At 70.6% G+C, this 21,230-nt stretch carries 17 protein-coding genes; 7 read left to right on the plus strand and 10 right to left on the minus strand.

The features are described from left to right. Positions 1–18: 18 nt before the first annotated feature. From BKK81_RS21385 to BKK81_RS21400, 4 genes are all read right to left on the minus strand, one after another. The gene (locus BKK81_RS21385) at positions 19–858 is read right to left on the minus strand and encodes an ABC transporter permease (RefSeq protein ID WP_071017522.1); all 840 of its coding nucleotides are present in this window, start codon (positions 856–858) and stop codon (positions 19–21) included. Next, complete coding sequence (locus BKK81_RS21390; protein ID WP_071017524.1) at positions 855–1,859, minus strand: ABC transporter permease; 1,005 nt, start codon at positions 1,857–1,859, stop codon at positions 855–857. Before BKK81_RS21390 ends, BKK81_RS21385 begins: the two co-directional genes overlap by 4 nt. Positions 1,860–2,017: 158 nt before the next feature. Further along, positions 2,018–3,580, minus strand: coding sequence for an ABC transporter substrate-binding protein (locus BKK81_RS21395; protein WP_071021964.1), 1,563 nt, complete (start codon positions 3,578–3,580; stop codon positions 2,018–2,020). Between the two features lie 195 nt (positions 3,581–3,775). Then, positions 3,776–5,119: an ArgE/DapE family deacylase gene (locus tag BKK81_RS21400; RefSeq protein WP_071017527.1), complete on the minus strand. Its 1,344-nt coding sequence runs from the start codon at positions 5,117–5,119 to the stop codon at positions 3,776–3,778. Positions 5,120–5,264: 145 nt separating this feature from the next. Between BKK81_RS21400 and pdxR the strand changes: the two genes are divergently transcribed. Next, positions 5,265–6,863 (plus strand): MocR-like pyridoxine biosynthesis transcription factor PdxR, encoded by a 1,599-nt coding sequence (gene pdxR, locus BKK81_RS21405; RefSeq protein ID WP_197524033.1) that lies wholly within the window; start codon positions 5,265–5,267, stop codon positions 6,861–6,863. A 161-nt stretch (positions 6,864–7,024) separates the two neighbouring features. Further along, positions 7,025–8,452 (plus strand): FAD-binding oxidoreductase, encoded by a 1,428-nt coding sequence (locus BKK81_RS21410; RefSeq protein ID WP_231908188.1) that lies wholly within the window; start codon positions 7,025–7,027, stop codon positions 8,450–8,452. Positions 8,453–8,510: 58 nt separating this feature from the next. On the opposite strand, the gene eutC is transcribed toward BKK81_RS21410, so the two are convergent. Then, entirely contained in the window at positions 8,511–9,317 is an 807-nt protein-coding gene (gene eutC / locus BKK81_RS21415; protein WP_442873319.1) for an ethanolamine ammonia-lyase subunit EutC, read from the minus strand. 116 nt (positions 9,318–9,433) lie between these two features. Next, entirely contained in the window at positions 9,434–10,816 is a 1,383-nt protein-coding gene (locus BKK81_RS21420; protein ID WP_071017531.1) for an ethanolamine ammonia-lyase subunit EutB, read from the minus strand. A 240-nt stretch (positions 10,817–11,056) separates the two neighbouring features. Between BKK81_RS21420 and BKK81_RS21425 the strand changes: the two genes are divergently transcribed. After that, positions 11,057–12,094: an AI-2E family transporter gene (locus tag BKK81_RS21425; protein ID WP_071017533.1), complete on the plus strand. Its 1,038-nt coding sequence runs from the start codon at positions 11,057–11,059 to the stop codon at positions 12,092–12,094. 99 nt (positions 12,095–12,193) lie between these two features. Here the strand turns inward: BKK81_RS21425 and BKK81_RS21430 are convergent, their stop codons facing one another. After that, positions 12,194–12,916: a FadR/GntR family transcriptional regulator gene (locus tag BKK81_RS21430; RefSeq protein WP_231908189.1), complete on the minus strand. Its 723-nt coding sequence runs from the start codon at positions 12,914–12,916 to the stop codon at positions 12,194–12,196. Between the two features lie 195 nt (positions 12,917–13,111). On the opposite strand from BKK81_RS21430, the gene BKK81_RS21435 reads away from it, so the two are divergent. From BKK81_RS21435 to BKK81_RS21450, 4 genes are all read left to right on the plus strand, one after another. Continuing rightward, positions 13,112–13,894 carry a (Fe-S)-binding protein gene (locus BKK81_RS21435; RefSeq protein ID WP_071017535.1) on the plus strand — a complete coding sequence of 261 codons (783 nt, stop codon included), beginning with the start codon at positions 13,112–13,114 and terminating at the stop codon, positions 13,892–13,894. Next, on the plus strand, positions 13,891–14,673 hold the full coding sequence (locus tag BKK81_RS21440; protein ID WP_071017537.1) for a LutC/YkgG family protein: 783 nt from the start codon (positions 13,891–13,893) through the stop codon (positions 14,671–14,673). Before BKK81_RS21435 ends, BKK81_RS21440 begins: the two co-directional genes overlap by 4 nt. Then, complete coding sequence (locus BKK81_RS21445; RefSeq protein WP_071017538.1) at positions 14,670–16,115, plus strand: LutB/LldF family L-lactate oxidation iron-sulfur protein; 1,446 nt, start codon at positions 14,670–14,672, stop codon at positions 16,113–16,115. The genes BKK81_RS21440 and BKK81_RS21445 overlap by 4 nt, the downstream gene beginning before the upstream one ends. A gap of 323 nt (positions 16,116–16,438) precedes the next feature. Beyond that, a complete protein-coding gene (locus BKK81_RS21450; protein ID WP_071017540.1) occupies positions 16,439–18,148 on the plus strand; it encodes a lactate permease LctP family transporter in 1,710 nt (569 codons plus the stop codon). Between the two features lie 323 nt (positions 18,149–18,471). Here the strand turns inward: BKK81_RS21450 and BKK81_RS21455 are convergent, their stop codons facing one another. From BKK81_RS21455 to BKK81_RS21465, 3 genes are all read right to left on the minus strand, one after another. Beyond that, the gene (locus tag BKK81_RS21455) at positions 18,472–19,620 is read right to left on the minus strand and encodes a CaiB/BaiF CoA transferase family protein (RefSeq protein ID WP_083384324.1); all 1,149 of its coding nucleotides are present in this window, start codon (positions 19,618–19,620) and stop codon (positions 18,472–18,474) included. Between the two features lie 54 nt (positions 19,621–19,674). After that, a complete protein-coding gene (locus BKK81_RS21460) occupies positions 19,675–20,115 on the minus strand; it encodes a PaaI family thioesterase (RefSeq protein WP_071017542.1) in 441 nt (146 codons plus the stop codon). Positions 20,116–20,214: 99 nt separating this feature from the next. Continuing rightward, positions 20,215–21,210, minus strand: a complete 996-nt coding sequence (locus BKK81_RS21465; protein WP_071017543.1) for a Bug family tripartite tricarboxylate transporter substrate binding protein — start codon at positions 21,208–21,210, stop codon at positions 20,215–20,217. Positions 21,211–21,230 lie beyond the last annotated feature (20 nt).

A 21,230-nucleotide genomic window follows, 5' to 3' on the forward strand; every position in this document is an offset into this window, starting at 1 on the left:
ATGCATGGCGTGGGTCTCCTACTCGCCGCGGCGGCGCAGCTGGGGGTTCATGGCGTCGTTCAGGCCCTCGCCGATCAGGTTGATCGACAGCACCGTCAGCAGGATGGCCACGCCGGGCCACACGCTCATCCACCAGGCCTCGCGGATCATGGTGCGCGCCGCTCCGATCATGAAGCCCCAGCTCATCATGTTGCGGTCGCCCAGGCCCAGGAAGGCCAGCGCCGACTCGGTCAGGATGGCGGTGGCCACCATGAAGGAAGCCGAGACGATGATGGGCGACATGGCATTGGGCAGGATCTGCGTGAAGATGATGCGCAGCGGCTTCTGCCCGATCACCACCGCGGCCTGCACGAACTCGCGCTGCTTCAGCGTGAGGAATTCGCCGCGCACCAGGCGCGCCACCGGCGGCCACGACACCACCGAGATGGCGCCGACGATGGAATAGATGGTCGGGTTGAAGATGGCCACGATCACCACCGCCATGGCGAGCTGCGGGATGGTCTGGAAGAACTCCGTGAAGCGCATCAGCACATCGTCGACGCGGCCGCCGCAGTAGCCCGCCACCGAGCCGATCAGGATGCCGAACACCAGCGCCACGCCGGTGGAGATCACGCCCACCAGCAGCGAGACGCGCGCGCCGTAGACCAGCCCGGCGGTGATGTCGCGGCCCAGCATGTCGGTGCCGAACGGATAGGCCCCATCGGTGAAGGGCCGCGTCAGCGGCTCGGCCACCATCAGCCAGGGCGAGTCCTCGTAGACCAGCGGCGCCAGCACGGCCAGCGCGATCACCGCCAGCAGCACGAGCAGGCCCGCCACCGCGCCGTAGTTGCGGCTGTAGCGAAGCAGGAAGGATTTCATGCCGCGGCTCCCTTGGCACCCACGGCGATGCGCGGGTCGATGAATCGATAGAGGATGTCGGTCAGCAGGTTGAAGAACACCACCAGCGCCGAGGTGACGAAGAAGATGCCGAGCAGCAGCTGGTAGTCGCGCTGCAGCAGGGCATCGAACATCAGCCGGCCGATGCCGGGCCAGGAGAACACGGTCTCGGTCAGCACCGCGCCGCCGGCCATCTGGCCGAGCTGGATGCCGGCGAAGGTCACCACCGGCAGCAGCGCGTTGCGCAGCACGTGCACGCGCACCACGCGGCCGGCCGGCACGCCCTTGGCGCGCGCGGTCTTGACGAAGTCCATGCCCATCACCTCCAGCATCGAGGCGCGCGTCAGGCGCACGTACACGGCCATGAAGAAGCAGCCCAGCGAGATGGTCGGCAGCACCATGTGCAGGGCCACGTCCCTGGCGCGCGCCAGCCCGGTGTAGCCCGCGCCCACGCTTTCCATGCCGAAGGCCGGCAACCAGCCCAGCACCACCGAGAACAGGATGATGGCCATCAGCGACAGCCAGAACAGTGGCGTCGCGTACAGCAGCAGCGCGCCGGACATGACCGCGCTGTCGACCCAGCGCCTTCGGTTCTCGTAGCGGGTGCGCGCCGCCACCACGCCCAGCATCACGCCCATCACGATGGAGAAGAGGAAGGCCCCGCTCATCAGCAGGAAGGTGGCGGGCAGCCGGTCCAGGATCAGGTCGAGCACCGGCAGGTGGTTGCGGTAGGAGTAGCCGAGGTCGAGCGTGGCCACGCCCTTCAGGTAGATGCCGAGCTGGGTCAGCACCGGCTTGTCCAGGCCGAACTGCTCGCGCAGCTGCCCGACGAAGGCGGCGTCGCCCGCGCCCGCTTCACCGGCCAGCACGGTGGCGGGATCGCCCGGCGCCATGCGGATCAGGAAGAAATTGATGATCACCACGCCGAGCACGACCACGATGGCCTTGGCAAGGCGGGCGGAAAGGAAGGAGAGGAAGTTCACGGCTCACTCCACGCGGCAAGGTCTGGCCCGTGCCCGCCGTGCCCCGGCACGAGGCGGGGCGACGGCGGACACCTGCCGTTCGCGCCGGGCGCGGCCGCAGCCGGCCCGGCGAGGAGGCGGGTCAGGCGCGCAGCGGTGACCGCGCGCGCGTCCCGCGCTCAGTTCTTTTCGATCGAGACGTTGTCGAAGGACTCGTTCAGGCCGATCGCGGTCGTCACCAGGTTCTTCACGTTCTTGCGGTAGAGCGTGGGGAACTCGATCTCGAACAGGTTGCCGGCGGCGACGTCGGTGGTCAGGATCTGCTGCACCTGGCTGTACATCTTCTGCCGCTCGGCCGGGTCCATGGTGGCGCCGGCCTTGGCCCACAGTTCATCGGCCTGCGGGTTGCTGTAGCCCTGCACGTTGGCGAACGGCGTGCCCTTGACGATATTGCGCGTCACATAGAGGCGCTCCACGCCCAGCGCCGGATCGCCGTACTGGTAGGTGTAGGTGGCGGTCAGGTCGAAGTCCCAGTTGCTGACGCGGCTGGACCAGGTGCCGGCGTCGGCCGATTCGATGCTGACCTTGAAGCCGAGCTGCTCGAGCATCTGCTTCATGTACTCATCGAGACGGTCCCAGTTGGCGCCGTAGGACGACGACAGGATCTTGACCGGGTACTGGCCCACGTTGACGCCCGACTCCTTGATCAGCTCGCGCGCCTTCTTCAGGTTGAAGTCGTAGGCCGGCATGTTCTTGTCGAAGAACAGCGTGGTCGACGAGAACGGGCTCACCGCCGGCTTGCCCATGCCGAAGAAGATGTTGTCGACGATCAGCTTGCGGTTGAGCGCATGCATCACCGCCTGGCGCACCTTGACGTTGTTGAAGGGCGGCTTGCGCGTGTTCATCAGCAGGTTGGACATCGGCGCGAACATCTCCCAGCCCTTGGTGGTGTAGTCCACGTTGGGCAGGGCGCGCAGCCGCTTGACGTCGACGTTGTCGACGTCGCCGCCGCGCAGCACCTGCACGTCGCCCTTCTCGAAGGCGACCGCGCGCGAGGCGGAGTCCGGGATCACGTAGAACACCAGCTCGTCGAGGTAGGGCTTGCCCTTCTTCCAGTAGTTGGGGTTCTTCACCAGCTTGATATAGGCGCCCTTCTTCCACTCCTTGAACATGAAGGGACCGGTGCCGACCGGCTTCTGGTTGGCCGGGTTGTTGCGGTAGTCGGTGCCCTCGTAGAGGTGCTTGGGCATGATCGGCATGGTGCCGGCCTCGAACATCGAGATGAAGGGCGGGAACGGCTCCTTGAGCTTGATCTCGACGGTGGTGTCGTTGACCGCGCGGATCGACTCCATGTACTTGTTGATGATGGCGCGCGCGCGCAGCTGCACCTCGCGCAGCATCTTGTCGACCGAGAACACCACGTCGGCCGAGGTGAAGGGCTTGCCGTCGTGCCACTTCACGCCGCTCTGCAGCTCGAAGGTGTAGGTCAGGCCATCGGGCGAGATCTTCCAGGACCTGGCCAGCTCGGGGCGCGGCTTCAGGTCGGGGCCGTAGGTCAGCAGGCTCTGGTAGATCTTGCCGGCCACGTACTGCGTCGGCGCCTGCGAGTTCATCGCGCTGATCAGCGTGGGCGGCTCGGGTTGCACGATGCCGGACAACGTGCCGCCGACGGTCTGGGCGGCGGCGTTGCCGGCCGGCAGCGCCAGCGCGGCGAAACCGATGCCGGCCAGCGCCAGCGCCATCGAGGCCAGGCGCGCGCCCAGCCGCTGCTTCAGCAGTGGTGAATGGAATGTCATCGTTCAGTTCCCTCTGAGTGGGTGCGTGGAAGTCGTCGGAGTCGTCGGAATCCGGGTAAAGCCGCGGCGGGACATGCCCGCCCGGCCCCGCGTGACGGCAAGGCTCGCCATCGGGCGCCTCAGGAGCGCCTCAGGGGCGCCTCAGCCGGCCACGCCGGCGGGCTCGACGCCGCACCAGTCGTGGATGAACTGCGCCAGCGTGGTGGTCACGCGCACCATGCTGTCGATGGAGACGGATTCGTCGATGCCGTGGATGTTGCGTGCCTCCGGCCCGTAGCAGGTCACGGGCGTCTCCAGCATCAGCTTGAAGTGGCGCGCATCGGTGGTGGCCGTGGTGGCCTGGCGCCGCACCGGTTCGCCGTGGACCTTGCGGTGGGCCTCGCCCAGCGCGGCCATGCTGGGCGTGTCGAGATCGAACTCGCAGCCCGGCGCGTGGAAGCCCTCATAGCGGATGGCAAGGTCGAGGTTGCTGTCCAGGCGCGCCAGCGTGGCGCGGATGCAGGCCTCGACCCGCGCCTTGGCATCGTTCACGTCCATGTCCGGATAGAAGCCGATGCGCACGCCCAGCGTGCAGGTGCACGGCACCGAGGAATTCCACTCGCCGCCATGGATCTGGCCGAGGTTGAAGTTGATCGGGTGGGCATGCTCGCGATAGGCGGCGGGACGGTTCTGCGGCAGGTTCCACTCGGCTTCCAGCTCGCGCAGGCCGGCCACCACGGCGATGCCGGCCTCGACCGGATTGACGCCCGACGTCATGTAGGCCGCGTGCGCCGGGCGCCCGGTCAGCTCGACGAACATCCAGAACACGCCCATCTGCGCGCTCATCAGGCACTCGCCCAGCGGCTCGGGGATCACCACCGTGTCGAAGGACGCCAGCTTGCCCGCGCCCACCGCGCTGCGCAGCGCCGCCACCGTGGCCAGCGCGCCATTGCCGGTGTTCTCTTCCTCCAGCACCGCATTGAAGCCGACCGCGCCCGCCGGGCGCGCGCCCAGCGCGTCCAGCGCCTTGAAGGCGGCCAGCGCGCACACGATGCCGGCCTTCATGTCGCCGGCACCGCGGCCGTACAGCCAGCCGTCCTCGACGAAAGGCGCGTAGGGCGACTGGCGCCACATCGCGTCCGGACCGGTCGGGACCACGTCGAGGTGGCCGTTGAACAGCACCGAGCGGCCGCCCGGCACGGGCGGGCGGTAGGCCGCCAGCAGGTTGTAGCGGCCGCCGTCGGGACAGCAGGGCGGCGAGAACAGCGGCAGGTGCTTGAGCGAATCGGAGTTCAGGTAGATGCGCTCCGGCTCCAGCCCCAGGTCCTGCAAGGCGCGCTCCATCACGGCCACCGCCGGCTGCTCCTGCCCCGAGGGACTGGGCGCCGCCACCAGCTGCGACAGGGTCTCGATCATGTACGGCGTGAGCGCCCGCACGGCGGCCGCGATGGCTTCGGTGGGCAGCGTCACGGCACTCGCGGGCGCGTGGCTGGCAGCGTCTTGCATGGGGGACTCCACTGGCTGTCCGGGCCAGGCCCGGGAAGATCAGAGGGACCGTCGCAACGCGACGGCAAGGAACAAGTCGCTGGAAAATTAACGCAAGGTTGGTACCATAGGTAGGTCCATATTTCCGATTTCATCAGGTGCCACTTTGAAGGAAACGATTCTGTCGGAACTGCTGCTGCAGCGTCTGGAACGGCCGGCGGGCGGCGCCGTGGATAAAAACGGGGCGCATATGAACCGCCAGCTCTACGACATCATCCGGCAGGAAATCCTTGCCGGAACGCTGGTGGCGGGCAGCAAGCTGCCCGCTTCGCGCATGCTGGCGAAGGAAGTCGGGGTCTCGCGCAACACCGTGCTCTATGCCTATGAGCAACTGCTCGCCGAGGGCTATGTCACGGCCTCGACGGGAAGTGGCACCTTCGTGTCGCATAGTTTTCCCGACCACAGTGCACTGCACCACGGTAAGGCGCAAAGTGGCACCACGCCAGTGCCCGCAGTGCAGCAAAATCCAAACCGATTCACCCTTTCCCGGCGCGGCCAGCATCTCGTGTCCCACGCCAGTGCATCCGATCGCCAATGGGGTGCCTTCGTCGCCGGCGTGCCCGATGTCTCGCTGTTCCCGCACGCGGTCTGGGCGCGGCTGCTCAACAAGGTCTGGCGCGCGCCGCGCCCCGAGCTGCTGACGTATGCGCACAACGGTGGCTACCCGCCGCTCAAGCGCGTGCTGGCCGAACACCTGCGCCTGGTGCGCTCGGTACGCTGCGAGCCCGACCAGATCATCCTCACCACGGGTATCCACCAGGCCATCGACCTGATCGGGCGGCTGCTGGCCGACCCGGGCGACAAGGCGTGGATGGAGGACCCCGGCTACTGGGGCACGCGCAGCCTGCTCACCAACGCCGGCATCGAAACGCTGCCGGTACCGGTCGACCAGGAAGGCATCGCGCCCGATGCCGCCATGCTGCAGGACCCGCCGCGCTTCATCTTCGTCACGCCCTCGCACCAGTACCCGCTCGGCATGGTGATGAGCCTGCCGCGGCGGCGCATGCTGCTGGAGTACGCGCGCCAGCGCGGCGCCTGGCTGGTGGAGGACGACTACGACAGCGAGTTCCGCTTCGAGGGACGGCCGCTGGCCTCGCTGCAGGGCCTGGACGAGCACGACCGCGTGATCTACATGGGCACCTTCTCCAAGACGCTGTTCCCGGGCCTGCGCATGGGCTTCATGGTGCTGCCCAAGCCGCTCGCCCCGCACTTCGCCACCGCCCAGTCCGAGCTCTTCCGCGAAGGCCAGCTGGTGCAGCAGGCGGTGCTGGCCGAATTCATCGAGGAAGGACACTACGCGACCCACATCCGCCGCATGCGCCAGCGCTATGCCCAGCGCCAGGGCCTGTTGCGCGAGGCCATCGCCACCCGCTTCGGCGCCGACTGGCCGACCTCCACGCACGAGGCCGGCCTGCACATGGTGATGCACCTGCCGGCGGGCACCGACGACCTCGGCATCAGCATGGCGGCCCGCACCCAGGGGCTGTCCGCGCGCCCGCTGTCGCGCTACTACAGCGATACCTCGACACCGCAGCAGGGCCTGCTGCTGGGCTACGCCTGCGTGCCCGAGGAAACCATCGGCCCCGCCTTCCACAAGCTCGCCGAGGTGATCGAACCCGCGCTGGAACACCTGGCGCGCACGCAGCGGCCGCGCCCGGTGCTGGGCGCCGCCACCATCAACCGGGAGGCCTGGAGCGGGGCCTGAGGGCGGCCCCAGGCCGGCACCCCGAGGTGGCGCCATGCGGCCGGCGCCGATTGGCTCTTAACCGGACCACCGCGGCGGCCTAGCATCTGCGACCGTCCTGCGCGCCATGGGACCATCCCGGGCGCGCGGCCACCTCCGCTGCCACCTCGACCATGCCCGCCATGCCCAGCACTCTCATGTCCTCCGACCGCGCCTCGCTGCTGCAGGCCTTGCGGGACCGCCTCGACCCCGCCGGCCTGCAGGCCGGTGCCGACATCGAGATGCGTTTCCGCAAGGACTGGTACGCCCCGCTCGATCCACAGCCGCCACTCGCGGTGGCGCGGCCGCGCGACACCGGCGAAGTGGCGGCCGTGCTGGCCGCCTGCCATCGCTACGGCCAGCCGGTGGTGCCGCAGGGTGGCCTGACCGGGCTGGCGGCCGGCGCCACGCCGCGCGGCGGCGAACTGGTGCTATCGCTCGAACGCCTGCGCGGCGTGGAGGCAATCGATCCCCAGGCCGGCACCATGACCGTGCGCGCCGGCACCACGCTGCAGGCCGCGCAGGAGGCCGCGCGCGAGGCCGGCTGGCTGCTCGCGCTGGACCTGGGCGCGCGCGGCAGCTGCCAGATCGGCGGCAACCTCGCCACCAATGCCGGCGGCAACCGCGTGATCCGCTACGGCATGGCGCGCGAGCAGGTGCTCGGGCTCGAGGCGGTGCTGGCCGACGGCACCGTGCTCAGCGCCCTCAACAAGATGCAGAAGAACAACGCCGGCTACGACCTGCGCCAGCTCTTCGTCGGCAGCGAAGGTACGCTCGGCGTCATCACGCGCGCGGTGCTGCGGCTGGCGCCGCTGCCGGCCTGCACGCAGACGGCGCTGTGCGCGCTGGCACGCTACGAGGATGTGGTCGCGCTGCTGCGCCTGGCGCAGCGGCGGTTGTCGGGACGGCTGTCCGCCTTCGAAGTCATGTGGGCGGACTACTACGGCATCGTCACCGGCCGCGTGCCCGGCATGCGCGCCCCGCTGCCGGCCGGCCACCCCTTCTACGTGCTGCTCGACCTGCAGGGCGACGATGCCGCCCAGGACGGCGCCGCCTTCGAAGCCCTGCTCGAAGCCGCGCTGGAAGCCGGCCTGATCGCCGACGCCGCGCTGGCCACCAGCCAGAAGGAGGCCGATGCCTTGTGGGCGCTGCGCGACGCCGTGGCCGAGTTCCCGCAACGCTGGGCTCCCAACGCCGCCTTCGACGTCAGCCTGCCGATCGGGTCCATCGGCACCTTCGCCGACACCCTGCGCGCCCGCGTGCTGGCCGCCTGGCCGCGGGCCGAGCTGGTCAACTTCGGCCACGTCGGCGACAGCAACCTGCATGTCAGCGTGCACCTGCCCGGCGCCACCGCGGCAAGCTTTCCCGAGGCGGAGATCGAGGCCCTGGTCTATGGCGTGGTCGGCGAATTCGCCGGCAGCATCTCGGCCGAGCACGGCATCGGCCTGCACAAGAAGCCCTACCTGCACCACTCGCGCACGCCGGCCGAGCTGGCCCTGATGCGCACGCTCAAGCAAGCGCTGGACCCGCGCGGCATCCTCAATCCGGGACGGGTGTTCGACATGGCCTGAGGACGCCGGCCGGCCCCTGCCGCCCGCGGCCCGCGGCCCGCGCGCGGGTCAGCGCGGGTCAGCGCGATACGGGTACGGTCGGAACCAGCGCGCCCGGCCCGCTATCGTCCTTCAGGTCCACCCCCGAGCGTCCCAGCGCCAGCGCGCCCCGCAGCAGGAAGGCCAGCCGCGCCGCCGCCTCGGCGTAGGACAGCCCCTGCGGGCGCACGTTGGAGATGCAGTTGCGCTCGGCATCGGTGCGGCCGACGCGCGGACCATGGGTCAGGTAGATGCCGAGGCTGTCCGGCGAACTGAGGCCGGGACGCTCGCCGATCAGCATCACGACCTGAAGCGTACCCATTTCTGCGCCGATCTCATCGCCCAGCGCCACGCGTGCCTGCTCGGCCACCACCACCGGCCCGAAGCGCCAGCCGGGCAGCAGCGGCCGCACGGCCTGCAGCAGGGGCAGCGCATGGCGCTCGGCGGCGACGGCGGACAGGCCGTCGGCGATCACGAAGACCACGTCGGGCCCCGGCACGGCGCGTGCCGCCGCCAGCCGGGCGCGGCTGGCCGGGTCGAGGCGGCGGCCCAGGTCGGGGCGGCGCAGGTACTGCTGGCGGTCGGCCGCGGCGCTGTGCGCGTCGAGGCGGGCGAAGCCGGCGGCCTCCAGCGCCTGCCCGATGGCCGCGCGCGCCAGCGGCGCGTGCACCGCGTCGCGCGCCTGCGCATGCGCCAGCCCGAAGGCCAGCACGGTGTCCGTGGTCTGGCTGTGGCCGGCGCGGCCGAGCGCGATGCGGGCCGGCGTGAAGGCGCGCAGGCGCTGCCAGGCTTCGTCCGGCGCGGCCCCGGACCCGGCGGCGCCCGGCTCCGGGGCGGACGCAGAAATGGGTACGCTTGCGCCGGCAGGCGGGATATCGGACGGGGAAGACGTGGTCACGGTGGGCTCCTCTCGGGGCTTGTCATGGCGCATCGGGGCGCATCGGGGCAGCTTCGCAGCGCCTTTCACAGCTCATGCGCCAGCCGCAGCAACGGCTGGCGGCTGCCCGGCGGCAGCAGGCGGCCGCTGCCATCGGCCAGGCCCATGCGCTGCAGCCAGGCCTCGAACTCGGGCGCCGGCCGCAGGCCCAGCGTCTCGCGCAGGTAGAGGGCGTCGTGGAAGGACGTGCTCTGGTAGTTGAGCATGATGTCGTCGGCGCCCGGCACACCCATGATGAAGTGGATGCCGGCCACGCCGAACAGCGTCAGCAGCGTGTCGACGTCGTCCTGGTCGGCCTCGGCATGGTTGGTATAGCAGACGTCGCAGCCCATCGGCAGGCCCAGCAGCTTGCCGCAGAAGTGATCCTCCAGCCCGGCGCGGATGATCTGCTTGCCGTCATACAGGTACTCCGGCCCGATAAAGCCGACCACGGTGTTGACCAGCAGCGGCGAGAACGCGCGCGCCACCGCATAGGCGCGCGCCTCCATGGTCTGCTGGTCGACGCCGTGGTGCGCATTGGCCGACAGCGCGCTGCCCTGCCCGGTCTCGAAGTACATCAGGTTGTCGCCCACCGTGCCGCGCCCCAGCGCGCGCGCCGCCGCGCGCGCCTCGGCCAGCAGCGCGAGGTCGATGCCGAAGGCGGCATTGGCGCGCTGGCTGCCGGCCACCGACTGGAACACCAGGTCCACCGGCGCGCCCTGCTCGATGGCGCGCAGCGTGTGGGTGACGTGGGTCAGCACGCAGGACTGGGTGGGAATGTCGAAGCGCTGGCGCAGCGCGTCGACCAGGCGCAGCAGGGCCACGATGGCGGGCAGGCTGTCGGAGGCCGGGTTGATGCCGATGGTGGCGTCGCCGCAGCCATACAGCAGGCCGTCGACGATGGCGGCGGCGATGCCCTTCGGATCGTCGGTCGGGTGGTTGGGCTGCAGGCGCACCGACAGCCGGCCGGGCAGGCCGATGGTATTGCGGAAGCGGGTCACCACGCGGCACTTGCGCGCCACCGAGACCAGGTCCTGGTTGCGCATCAGCTTGCTGGCCGCCGCCGCCATCTCCGGCGTGATGGCCGGCGCCACGCGCGCCAGCACGGCGGCGTCGGTCTCGTGCCGCAGCAGCCAGTTGCGGAAGTCTCCCACCGTCAGCGAGGCGATTTCGCGGAATGCCGCGCGGTCGTGGCTGTCCATGATCAGGCGGGTGACTTCGTCGTCCTCGTAGGGCACCACGGCCTCGGCCAGGAAATGCGCGAGCGGCAGGTCGGCCAGCGCCAGGCGCGCGGCCATGCGCTCGGCCTCGCTGGCGGCGGCCACGCCGGCCAGGCTGTCGCCGGAGCGCGCCGGACCGGCCTTGGCCAGCAGGGTCTTGAGGTCGGCGAAGACGTGGCGCTCGAGGCCCACGGTGCGGGTGAAGGCCATGGCGCTCAGCCTCCGCGCGGCGCGGCCATCGCGCCGGGCCGGACGGCGTCGCAGGACAGGGCGGGGGCAGGCAGTGTCTGGGCTGGCACATCGGCTCCTGCAGTGGACTAGCCACATCATCGCGCAAACCCGACCCGCGGCGCCAGCCGGGCGGCCTTGCCTTCGGCTCCGGCGCCACCGACAATCGTTGCAGAGAGACGGTGCCGGCACATCGGTACCCCATCCCCATTTGGAGAACGCATGACGGAACCCGATCCCACCCCATCGCCGCGCACCCCGCTGCCGGCCTGGGCCCATGTCGGCACGGTCGCCTACGCGCTCAGCGCGCTGGCGCTCTGGATGGTGCTGCAGGCCAACCTGGTGGCGGCGCTGCTGTCGGGACTGCTGCTGTATTCGCTGGTCGACGTGCTGGCGCCGAAACTGACCCGCCTTCACCAGAAGCACGACGCGCTCGCCGTCGCCATCCTCAGCACCCTGCTGCTGCTGGCGCTGGGGCTGGCGGGCTGGGCGCTGGCCCGCTTCATCGGCGGCGAGGGCAGGACCCTGGACGGACTGCTCGACCACGTGGCCGACATCATCGACCGCTCGCGCGGGCAGTTGCCGCCCTGGATCAGCGATGCCCTGCCGCGCGGCGTGGAAGAGCTGGCCAACACGCTGATCCACTGGCTGCGCGAGCACGCGCAGATGGCGCAGAAGCTGGGGGCCGAGGTGCTGCGCACGCTGGTGCACATCCTGGTGGGCTGCGTGATCGGCGCCATGGTCGCGCTCTACCGCGCCATCTCCAAGCCCAACCGGCGCCCGCTGGCGGCCGCGCTGGTGGAGCGGGCGCGCATGCTGCAGCGCGCCTTCGCCCAGTTCATCTTCGCGCAGGTGCAGATCTCCCTGATCAACACGGTGATGACGGCGGCCTACGTGCTGCTGGTGCTGCCGCTGTTCGGCGTGCACCTGCCGCTGGGCAAGACGCTGGTGGTCATCACCTTCGTGGTCGGCCTGCTGCCGGTGCTGGGCAACCTGATCTCCAATACCGCGATCGTGGTTTCCTCGCTGTCGGTATCCCTGCCGATCGCCGTGCTGTCCCTGTTCTACCTGGTGGTGATCCACAAGCTGGAGTACTTCCTCAACGCCCGCATCATCGGTGCGCGCATCCAGGCCGCGGCGTGGGAACTGCTGACCGTGATGCTGCTGATGGAAACCCTGTACGGCATCCCGGGCGTGATCGCCGGCCCGATCTTCTACGCCTACCTGAAGCGCGAACTGGCCGCCGTCGAGCTGGTCTGAGGCGGCATCGGCCGCCGGGCCCGCGGCGCATACGCCGCGCGGCGCCAGCGGTTGGACCAATTCCGCTCGCATCGCCCCCGGCGAAATGGCCGGCGGGCCTCAGCCGCCGTCCCGCTCGACGTGGCTGCGCACGAAATCGATATGGGTCTGCATGGCCGTGCGCGCCTCTTCGGGGCGGCGCGCGCAGATCGCCTCGCACAGCGTGCGGTGCTGCAGCAGCAGTTGCCCGGAGGCGGCGGCGTCCTGCTCGCGCAGGCCGGTGCCATTGATGGTGATGTGTTCGCGCAGCATGCCGATCACGCTGGTATGCAGGTGCAGGAACATGGTGTTGTGCGAGGCCTGGGCGATGGCGTCGTGCAGGCGCGCGTCGGCATCGGCCTCGGCGGCCTTGTCGTCCTCGGCGCGGGTGCGCTCCAGTTCCCGCAGCAGCGCGCGGATGCGCGCGATGTCGCCGGCGTCGGCGCGCAGCGCGGCGAAATAGGCGGTGGCGCCTTCGAGCACGCGGCGGAACTCCAGGATGTCGTCGCGCAGCGCGGGGTGGTCCGCCACCAGTTGGCCCCACGGCGAGGCGATGCCGGCGCGCAGCTGGTCGGTGACGTAGACGCCGGCGCCGCGCCGGCTCTGCAGCAGGCCGCGCGCGGCCAGCCGCTGGATCGCTTCGCGCACGGTGTTGCGCGCCACCGCGTACTGCTCGGCGAGCTGGCGCTCGGCGGGCAGCCGCGTGCCCGGCGCCCAGGTGCCGTCCAGCAGGGCGGTCTCCATGCGGCGCATGACCGCCTCGACCCGCCCGCGCGCGCCGCCGGCCGGGCTCATCCCCGCCATGGTCCGTTCCCCGCTCCCTGCATCGCTTCCCCCTGGTCCCCTGCGCCTGCGCTGCCTCTGGTCCAACCAATTTGAACTGGCGCGCGGAAGCGTGAATTATGCGCCCAAACACGCCGCGCAGCAGTCCGCCGCGCCGGCGTGCCGGCGTCCCCCACCCTCAGACAAAGGCGCAGCCCAAGCCTTGCGGAGCGAGACATGATTCATCGGCAATATCCCGCCGCCCCGGCGCAGGTCTACCTGTTCGCCACCTGCCTGGTCGACTTGTTCGTGCCGCAGGCCGGGCTCGATGCGGTCCGGCTGCTCGAGCGCGAGGGCCTGACCGTCCACTATCCGCGCCAGCAGAGCTGCTGCGGCCAGCCCGCCTACAGCAGCGGCAATCCCGAGGAGGCCCGCGCCGTGGCGCGCGCCCAGCTCGACCTGTTCGCCGAACCCTGGCCCATCGTGGTGCCCTCCGGCTCCTGCGCCGGCATGATGCGCCACCACTGGCCGCGGCTGTTCGAAGACGACCCGGTGCTCGGCCCCAAGGCGCGCGCGCTCGCCGAGCGCGTGTTCGAACTCACCGAATTCCTGCTGCATGTGCTGAAGCTCGACCTGGCGGCACGCGCGCCGGCCGGCCAGCCGCACGAGCGGGTGGTGCTGCACACCTCCTGCGGAGCCCGTCGAGAAATGGGTACGCGCGAGCACGGCGTGGCCATGGTCGACGCGCTGCCGGGCGTGACCCGCGTCGAGCACGCCCGCGAAAGCGAGTGCTGCGGCTTCGGCGGCACCTTCTCGCTCAAGCACCCCGATATCTCCGGCGCCATGGTCCAGGACAAGATCGCCTCGGCCTGCGCCACCGGCTGCGAACGGCTGGTCTCGGCCGACTGCGGCTGCCTGCTCAATATCGGCCATGCCGCCGTTCACCAGGGCGCGCCGCTGCCGGTGGAGCACCTGGCCAGCTTCCTGTGGCGCCGCACCGGCGGGGAGGGGCAGGCATGAGCGCCCCCGCTCCCACCCGCAACGGCCAGCCCGGCCAGGGCGCGCGCGAGCGCATGCTCGGCCGCCTGCGCGCGGCCCGCGCCGAGGCCCAGGCCGGCGCGGCGCCAGCTACGGCAGATGCGGCAGGCGCACAGGCACTGAGCCGGCGCATCGACGCCCACTACGCCGCGCGCCGGCCCGCGTTGGCACCATCCACTGCCGCGCTGGCCGACACCCTGCAGCGCGCGCTGGAAGCCTCGCATGCCGAGGTCTGGCGCAGCGACGCCGTCTCCTGGCCCGGGCAGCTGGCGGCCCGGCTGGCCGAGGCCGGCGTGCGCCGCCTGCTGCTCGACCCGGCCGGCAGCGAAGGCGCCGCCCTGGCGCGCGCGCTGCCGCCCTCGGTGCAGGCCCGCGCCTACAAGCAGCCGCTCGAAGCCTGGAAGGCCGAGCTGTTCGACACCATCGACGCCGGGTTCACCGTCGCGCGCTCCGCCCTCGCCGCCACCGGCACGCTGGTGCTGGCGCCCGACGCCGGCAGTCCGCGCACGGTCTCGCTGGTGCCGCCGCTGCACGTGGCCCTGGTCCATGCCAGCACCCTGCATGCCGACCTGCACGCGGCCGTGCAGGCCGAGCGCTGGGCCGACGGCATGCCGACCAACCTGGTGATGGTGTCGGGCCCCTCCAAGACCTCCGACATCCAGCAGACCCTGGCCTACGGCGCGCACGGCCCGCGCCGGCTGTGGGTGTGGATCGTCGACGAGGCCCCCGCGCCGGCCACGCCGCAAGGAGAGCCGCAATGAACGCCCGCCCCATGCAATTCGTGCCCGCCGCCGACTTCAAGGCGCGCGCCCGCGCCGCGCTGGAGGACGACAAGCTGCGCGCCAGCTTCCGCGGCGCCATGGACTTCCTGCAAGGCAAGCGCGCCGTGCAGTTCCCCGACGGCGAGGAACTGGAGCAGCTGCGCGACCTCGGCGAAGCCGTGCGCCAGCACGCGCTGGCGCGGCTGCCCGAGCTGCTGGTGCAACTCGAGGCGAAGCTGGCCGCCGCCGGCGTGCAGGTCCACTGGGCCGAGACCGCCGACGAGGCCAATGCCATCATCCACGGCATCGCCCAGGCGCGCGGCGCGCGCCGTGTGATCAAGGGCAAGTCGATGGCGAGCGAGGAAATGGAGCTGAACCATTACCTGGCCGAGCGCGGCGTGGACTGCATCGAGTCCGACATGGGCGAGTACATCGTCCAGCTCGCCGGCGAGAAGCCCTCGCACATCGTCATGCCGGCCATCCACAAGACGCGCGGCGATATCGCCGAACTGTTCGCGCAGCACATTCCCGGCACGCCCTACACCGAGGATGTCGACGAGCTGATCCAGACGGGCCGGCGCGCGCTGCGCCAGGCCTTTGTCGAGGCCGACATCGGGCTGTCGGGGGTCAACTTCGCCGCCGCCGATACCGGCACGTTGTGGCTGGTGGAGAACGAAGGCAACGGCCGCCTGTCCACCACCGTGCCCGACGTGCACATCGCCATCATGGGCATGGAAAAGGTGGTGGCCAGGCTGGAGCACATCGTGCCGCTGTCGAGCCTGCTCACGCGCTCGGCCACCGGCCAGGCCATCACCACCTACTTCAACCTGATCTCCGGCCCGCGCCGCGCCGGCGAGCTGGACGGCCCGCGCGAACTGCACCTGGTGCTGCTCGACAACGGCCGCAGCCAGGCCTACGCCGACGCGCAGCTGCGCGCCACGCTGCAATGCATCCGCTGCGGCGCCTGCATGAACCACTGCCCGGTCTACACGCGCATCGGCGGCCATGCCTACGGCACCACCTACCCGGGCCCGATCGGCAAGATCATCTCGCCCCACCTGCTCGGACTGGAGGCCACCGCCGACCTGCCCACCGCATCGAGCCTGTGCGGCGCCTGCGGCGAGGTGTGCCCGGTGCGTATCCCGATCCCGCAACTGCTGGTACGGCTGCGCACCGAGGCCAACCGCGACCCGCACGAGCAGGTGGCACACCCGCTGCGCGGCCAGGGCGCGAAGTACCGCCGCGGCGAACACCTGATCTGGCGCTTCTGGAGCGGCGCCTTCGCCCATCCGTCGCGCTACCGCCTGTTCCGCTGGGCCGCCACGCGGCTGCGCGCGCTGGCGCCCGCGCAGCAGATGGGCTGGACGCGGCATCGCGCGCCGCTGGTGCCGGCCGAGCGCAGCCTGGCCGACCTGCTGCGCGAGCGCGGGCAGGCGGAGTAGGGCTGAAGCCGCGCGCGTAGCCAATGGCTTGCTCCCCTCTCCCACGCCGGTGGGAGAGGGGCCGGGGAAGAGGGCGGGCGCTCGCGCGAAGTGAGTGCCGTCGTTCTGGCGCCTGCCTGCCCTCTCCCCCAACCCCTCTCCCGCAAGCGGGAGAGGGGAGCAAACAAGCGGGCACGCGATGCGACGCGCAAGGACAGGACCGACACGAGATCGGCACGAGACGCCGGCAAAGCGATTGCTCCAGACAAGACAACGGCAGCCAAAGCCACCGCCCCCCCAAAAACAACCACCACCAATCCATCGCCATCCCTCAGGAGACTACTGTGCAACCCTGGACCCAGCTCTACACGCCGCTCGGCAGCCTCTGGCTGTCGGCGCTGGCGGCCGCCGTTCCCATCCTGTTCTTCTTTCTCGCACTGACCGTGCTGCGCCTGAAGGGCCATGTGGCGGCGGCCATCACGCTGCTGCTGGCGCTCGCCGTGGCGGTGTTCGCCTACGGCATGCCGGCGCAGCAGGCGCTGGCGGCGGCCGGCTTCGGCTTCGCCTACGGCCTGTGGCCGATCGCCTGGATCATCGTGACGGCGGTGTTCCTCTACAAGATCGTGGTCAAGACCGGGCAGTTCGACGTGATCCGCGCCTCGGTGCTGGCCATCACCGACGACCAGCGGTTGCAGATGCTGCTGATCGGCTTCGCCTTCGGCGCCTTTCTCGAAGGCGCGGCGGGCTTCGGCGCGCCGGTGGCAATCACCGCCGCGCTGCTGGTGGGCCTGGGCTTCAACCCGTTGTACGCCGCCGGCCTGTGCCTGATCGCCAATACCGCGCCGGTGGCCTTCGGCGCCATGGGCATCCCCATCATCGTCGCCGGTCAGGTGACCGGCATCGATGCCATGCACATCGGCGCCATGGCCGGCCGCCAGCTGCCGCTGCTGTCGCTGGCGGTGCCGTTCTGGCTGGTGTTCATGATGGACGGCGCCAAGGGCGTGAAGGAAACCTGGCCGGCGGCGCTGGTCACCGGCGGCAGCTTCGCCGTGACGCAGTACTTCACCTCCAACCATATCGGGCCGGAACTGCCGGACATCACCTCGGCACTGGTCAGCCTGGTGTCGCTGGCGGCCTTTCTCAAGGTGTGGCAACCGCGCAGCGCGCGGCAGGCAGCCGGCGGCACGGTCGGCGTCGGCGGCGGTGCCGCGGCGCTGGCGGGCTTCGGTGGCGGCCTGGGCGGCAAGGCGGCGCGACCGCGCACGCCTTCGCCCTATAGCGCCGGCCAGACGCTGCGCGCGTGGTCGCCCTTCCTGATCCTGACCGCCGTGGTCACGGTGTGGAGCCTGGCGCCGTTCAAGGCCCTGTTCGCCGCCAACGGCGCGCTGGCCGGCACGGTGCTGAAGTTCAAGATCGCCGGGCTGGACCAGATGGTGCTGAAGGCGGCGCCGATCGTCGCCTCGCCCAAGCCCTACGAAGCCGTGCTGAAGCTCGACCTGCTGTCGGCCGTGGGCACCGCCATCCTGCTGACGGCGCTGGTATCGGCCGTCCTGCTGCGCATGAAGCCCGGCGCGCTGCTGGCCACCTTCGGCGAGACCCTGCTGGAACTGCGCCGCCCCATCCTGTCGATCGGCCTGGTGCTGGCCTTCGCCTTCGTCGCCAACTACTCGGGCATGTCATCCACGCTGGCCCTGCTGCTGGCCGGCACCGGCGCGGCCTTCCCCTTCTTCTCGCCCTTCCTGGGCTGGCTGGGCGTATTCCTGACCGGATCGGACACCTCGTCCAACGCGCTGTTCTGCTCGCTGCAGAGCACCACCGCCCACCAGATCGGCGTGCACGACACGCTGCTGGTGGCCGCCAACACCACCGGCGGCGTGACCGGCAAGATGATCTCGCCGCAATCGATCGCCGTGGCCTGCGCGGCCACCGGGCTGGTCGGCAAGGAGTCGGAGCTGTTCCGCTTCACGGTCAAGCAAAGCCTGCTGTTCGCGGTGATCGTGGGCCTCATCACGATGGTGCAGGCCTACTGGCTGACGGGGATGATTCCGGGCTAGGGAATCCGGAGTTCGAAGCGGCATGGCCCGGCGCGGCCGCGCTCGCGCCGCGCCGGTCCGCTCCGCTCTCCCGCTTGCGGGAGAGGGGCCGGGGGTGAGGGCAGGCGCTGGCTGACCGTGGCGGGTGGGATGACACCATCGGCTTCGTTTCCGTGCTCGCGTGCTGGATCACACCGTTGGCTTCGCTGGGCGTGGCGCCTTGCTAAACGACCCCTCTCCCCCGCCCTCTCCCCATGCGGGGCGAGGGAGCCAAGACACCATGCTTGGCCCACGGCGTTGGCGTGTCTGGTGGCTGCGTCCAGCGCGACCGCATCCCATCCCGCCTATTCCTCCCGCGGCAGGAACGTCTCGCCCGGTGTCAGCGGCACATGCCGGTACGTGGCCGGCGTGCGGCTCAGCTTGACCGGCGCGCCCAGGCCCGTATAGCCGCCTTCCATCTCCACCACCATGCCGCGGTGCGCGGTGTGCGGGTGCTTCAGCGCATCCGGCACCGACAGCACCGGCGCGCACGGCACGCCTGCGGCCACCAGCGTGTCGGCCAGGGCCTTGCCGTCCCGGCCGGCCATGCGCTGCTCCAGCTCCACCTTCAGCGCGGCGCGGTTGACCGAGCGCGCGCCGGCGGTGGCGTAGCGTTCGTCGTCGGCCAGTGCCGGCACGCCCAGGTGCTCGCACAGGATGCGGAACTGGCGGTCGTTGCCTACCGCCAGGAAGATCGGGTCGGTAGCGGTGGCGACCGTGTCGTAGGGATAGATGTTCGGATGCGCATTGCCGGTGCGGCCCGGCGTCTTGCCGTTCATGAACCAGTTGGCGGCATGCGGGTGCAGCAGCGACAGGCCAGAGTCGTACAGCGCCGCCTCGACGAACTGGCCGCGGCCGCTGCGCCCGCGCTCCTGCAGCGCCAGCAGCACGCCCAGCGCGGCGTTCAGGCCGGTGACCATGTCGACCACCGGCAGGCCCGCGCGCAGCGGCTCGCCATCGGCCTCGCCGTTGATGCTCATGATGCCGGTCATGGCCTGGATGGCGGCATCGTAGCCGGGCAGGCCGCCGAGCGGGCCGTCCGCGCCGAAGCCGGAGACGCGGCAGTGCACCAGTTGCGGGAAGCGCCGCGACAGCGTGTCATAGCCCAGGCCCCATTTCTCCATGGTGCCGGTCTTGAAGTTCTCGATCAGCACGTCGGCGTCGGCCAGCAGCGCGAGCAGCGCCTCGCGCCCCGCGGGCTGGGTCAGGTCCAGCGTCATCACGCGCTTGTTGCGGTTGAGGCCGAAGTAGTAAGACGCCACGCCATCCTTGAACGGGGGGCCCCAGGTACGGGTGTCGTCGCCCTGCGGCGGTTCGATCTTGAGCACGTCGGCGCCGTGGTCGCCCAGGATCTGCCCGCAGTACGGGCCGCCCAGGATGCGCGACAGGTCGACCACGCGGATGCCGGCAAGCGCGCCGGGCATGGCGGCGGAAGCAGCGGGTGCAGCATTCATGTTGTGAGTTCCTCGATGCGGCGGATGGGTTGGCGGGTCGACCGGGCGCTGCCGTCAGGCGGCGCGCTCGACCAGCTTGAAGGTGCCGGTGGCCAGCGCCAGCAGCTCGCCGGCCTCGTCGCGGACCTCGCCGCGCACGAAGCTGAGCGCGCGGCCGCGCCGTTCGCAGAAGCCGAGTCCGATGACATCGCCGCGGCCCGGCGCGATGAAATGCACGGTCAGGTCGACGGTGACCACGCCATAGCGGGCCGGATCGTGCGAGCGTGCCGCGCACGACAGCGCGCAGTCGAGCAGGGTGGCGATGGCGCCGCCATGCACGTCGCCGCGGCTGTTGGTGTAGTCGGTGTTGTGTTGCATGCGCACGCGGGCCTGATCGTTGCCGATCGCCTCGCCGCGCAGGCCGAAAGCCCTGGCCATCGGCATCGGCAGGCCGAACAGCACACCGGGGGCTTCGCCGGCGAATGCGTTGGCAGGGAGTTCGGAAGGTTGTTGCATGGGTTTTCCAGAGCGGTGACTATCGAAGCCGCCATGATACGGCGGCGGCACCGCTCGCGCAGCGCGCCGCCCGCGCCCGGCCAGCCTGCCCGCTCCCGTTCAGTCGAGCTGCGCGCCCGACTTCTTCACCACGTCGCGCCACTTGACCACCTCGGACTTGATGAAGCCCTCCAGCTGCTGCGGCGCTGTGGATCCGGCGAACTCCAGCCCCTGCGCCTGCAGGGTCTTGCGCACGGACGGCTGCTGCAGCGCGTCGGCGAAGGCATGGTTGAGCTTGGCGATCACGTCCGCCGGCGTGCCGGCCGGCGCCACCACGCCGAAGAAGACCGAGACGTCGAAGCCGGGCACGCCCTGCTCGGCCACGGTGGGCAGGTCGGGCAGTGCCTGCGAGCGTGTGCGCGTGGTCACGCCCAGCGCGCGCAGCTTGCCGCTCTTGATGAAGGGTAGCGCCGTCAGCACGTCGGTGAAAGCCATGCTGACCTGGCCGCCCAGCAGGTCGTTGAGCGCCGGGCCGGTGCCCTTGTAGGGGATGTGCTGGAAGTCCGTGCCGGCGAGGTTGTTGAACATCACGCCAGCCAGGTGCGACGAGGCACCGTTGCCCGACGAGGCGTAGCTGAGCTTGCCCGGGTGCGCCTTGCCGTAGGCGACCAGTTCCTGCACGTTCCTGGCGGGGACGCCGGGGTTGACCACCAGCACATTGGGCAGGTGGCCGATCTGGATCACCGGCGCGAAGCTCTTGACCGGATCGTAGTTGATCTTGCGGTACAGGCTGACGTTGATGGCCAGCGGCGCCGAGGTGCCGAACATCAGCGTGTAGCCGTCGGGTTCGGCGCGCGCCACCGCCTCGGCGCCGATGTTGCCGCCGGCGCCCGCGCGGTTCTCGACCACCACGGGCTGGCCGAGGCTGCTCTTGAGCGCGGCCGCCAGCGTGCGCGCCATGGCGTCGGTGGGGCCGCCCGGCGGGTAGGTCACCACCAGCATCAGGGGCTTGCTGGGGAAGTCCTTCTGGGCGAAGGCGGGGGCGGCGGCGAGGCAGAGCGCGCAGCCGGCGAACGCGGCGAAGCGCCGCCACAGGGGCGTGTTGGACGTGGTCATGCTTGTCTCCAGGGTCTGTC

Origin of the sequence: Cupriavidus sp. USMAHM13 (assembly GCF_001854285.1) — a bacterium.
In the GTDB taxonomy this organism is placed as follows: Bacteria; Pseudomonadota; Gammaproteobacteria; order Burkholderiales; family Burkholderiaceae; genus Cupriavidus; species Cupriavidus malaysiensis.

Bases quoted from the DNA above. Each gene is read 5' to 3' on its own strand.
- BKK81_RS21385 (WP_071017522.1), bottom strand. From the start codon at position 858: ATGAAATCCTTCCTGCTTCGCTACAGCCGCAACTACGGCGCGGTGGCG.
- BKK81_RS21395 (WP_071021964.1), bottom strand. From the start codon at position 3,580: ATGGCGCTGGCGCTGGCCGGCATCGGTTTCGCCGCGCTGGCGCTGCCG.
- BKK81_RS21400 (WP_071017527.1), bottom strand. From the start codon at position 5,119: ATGCAAGACGCTGCCAGCCACGCGCCCGCGAGTGCCGTGACGCTGCCC.
- BKK81_RS21410 (WP_231908188.1), top strand. From the start codon at position 7,025: ATGCCCAGCACTCTCATGTCCTCCGACCGCGCCTCGCTGCTGCAGGCC.
- BKK81_RS21420 (WP_071017531.1), bottom strand. From the start codon at position 10,816: ATGGCCTTCACCCGCACCGTGGGCCTCGAGCGCCACGTCTTCGCCGAC.
- BKK81_RS21425 (WP_071017533.1), top strand. From the start codon at position 11,057: ATGACGGAACCCGATCCCACCCCATCGCCGCGCACCCCGCTGCCGGCC.
- BKK81_RS21430 (WP_231908189.1), bottom strand. From the start codon at position 12,916: ATGGCGGGGATGAGCCCGGCCGGCGGCGCGCGCGGGCGGGTCGAGGCG.
- BKK81_RS21435 (WP_071017535.1), top strand. From the start codon at position 13,112: ATGATTCATCGGCAATATCCCGCCGCCCCGGCGCAGGTCTACCTGTTC.
- BKK81_RS21440 (WP_071017537.1), top strand. From the start codon at position 13,891: ATGAGCGCCCCCGCTCCCACCCGCAACGGCCAGCCCGGCCAGGGCGCG.
- BKK81_RS21445 (WP_071017538.1), top strand. From the start codon at position 14,670: ATGAACGCCCGCCCCATGCAATTCGTGCCCGCCGCCGACTTCAAGGCG.
- BKK81_RS21455 (WP_083384324.1), bottom strand. From the start codon at position 19,620: ATGAATGCTGCACCCGCTGCTTCCGCCGCCATGCCCGGCGCGCTTGCC.
- BKK81_RS21460 (WP_071017542.1), bottom strand. From the start codon at position 20,115: ATGCAACAACCTTCCGAACTCCCTGCCAACGCATTCGCCGGCGAAGCC.
- BKK81_RS21465 (WP_071017543.1), bottom strand. From the start codon at position 21,210: ATGACCACGTCCAACACGCCCCTGTGGCGGCGCTTCGCCGCGTTCGCC.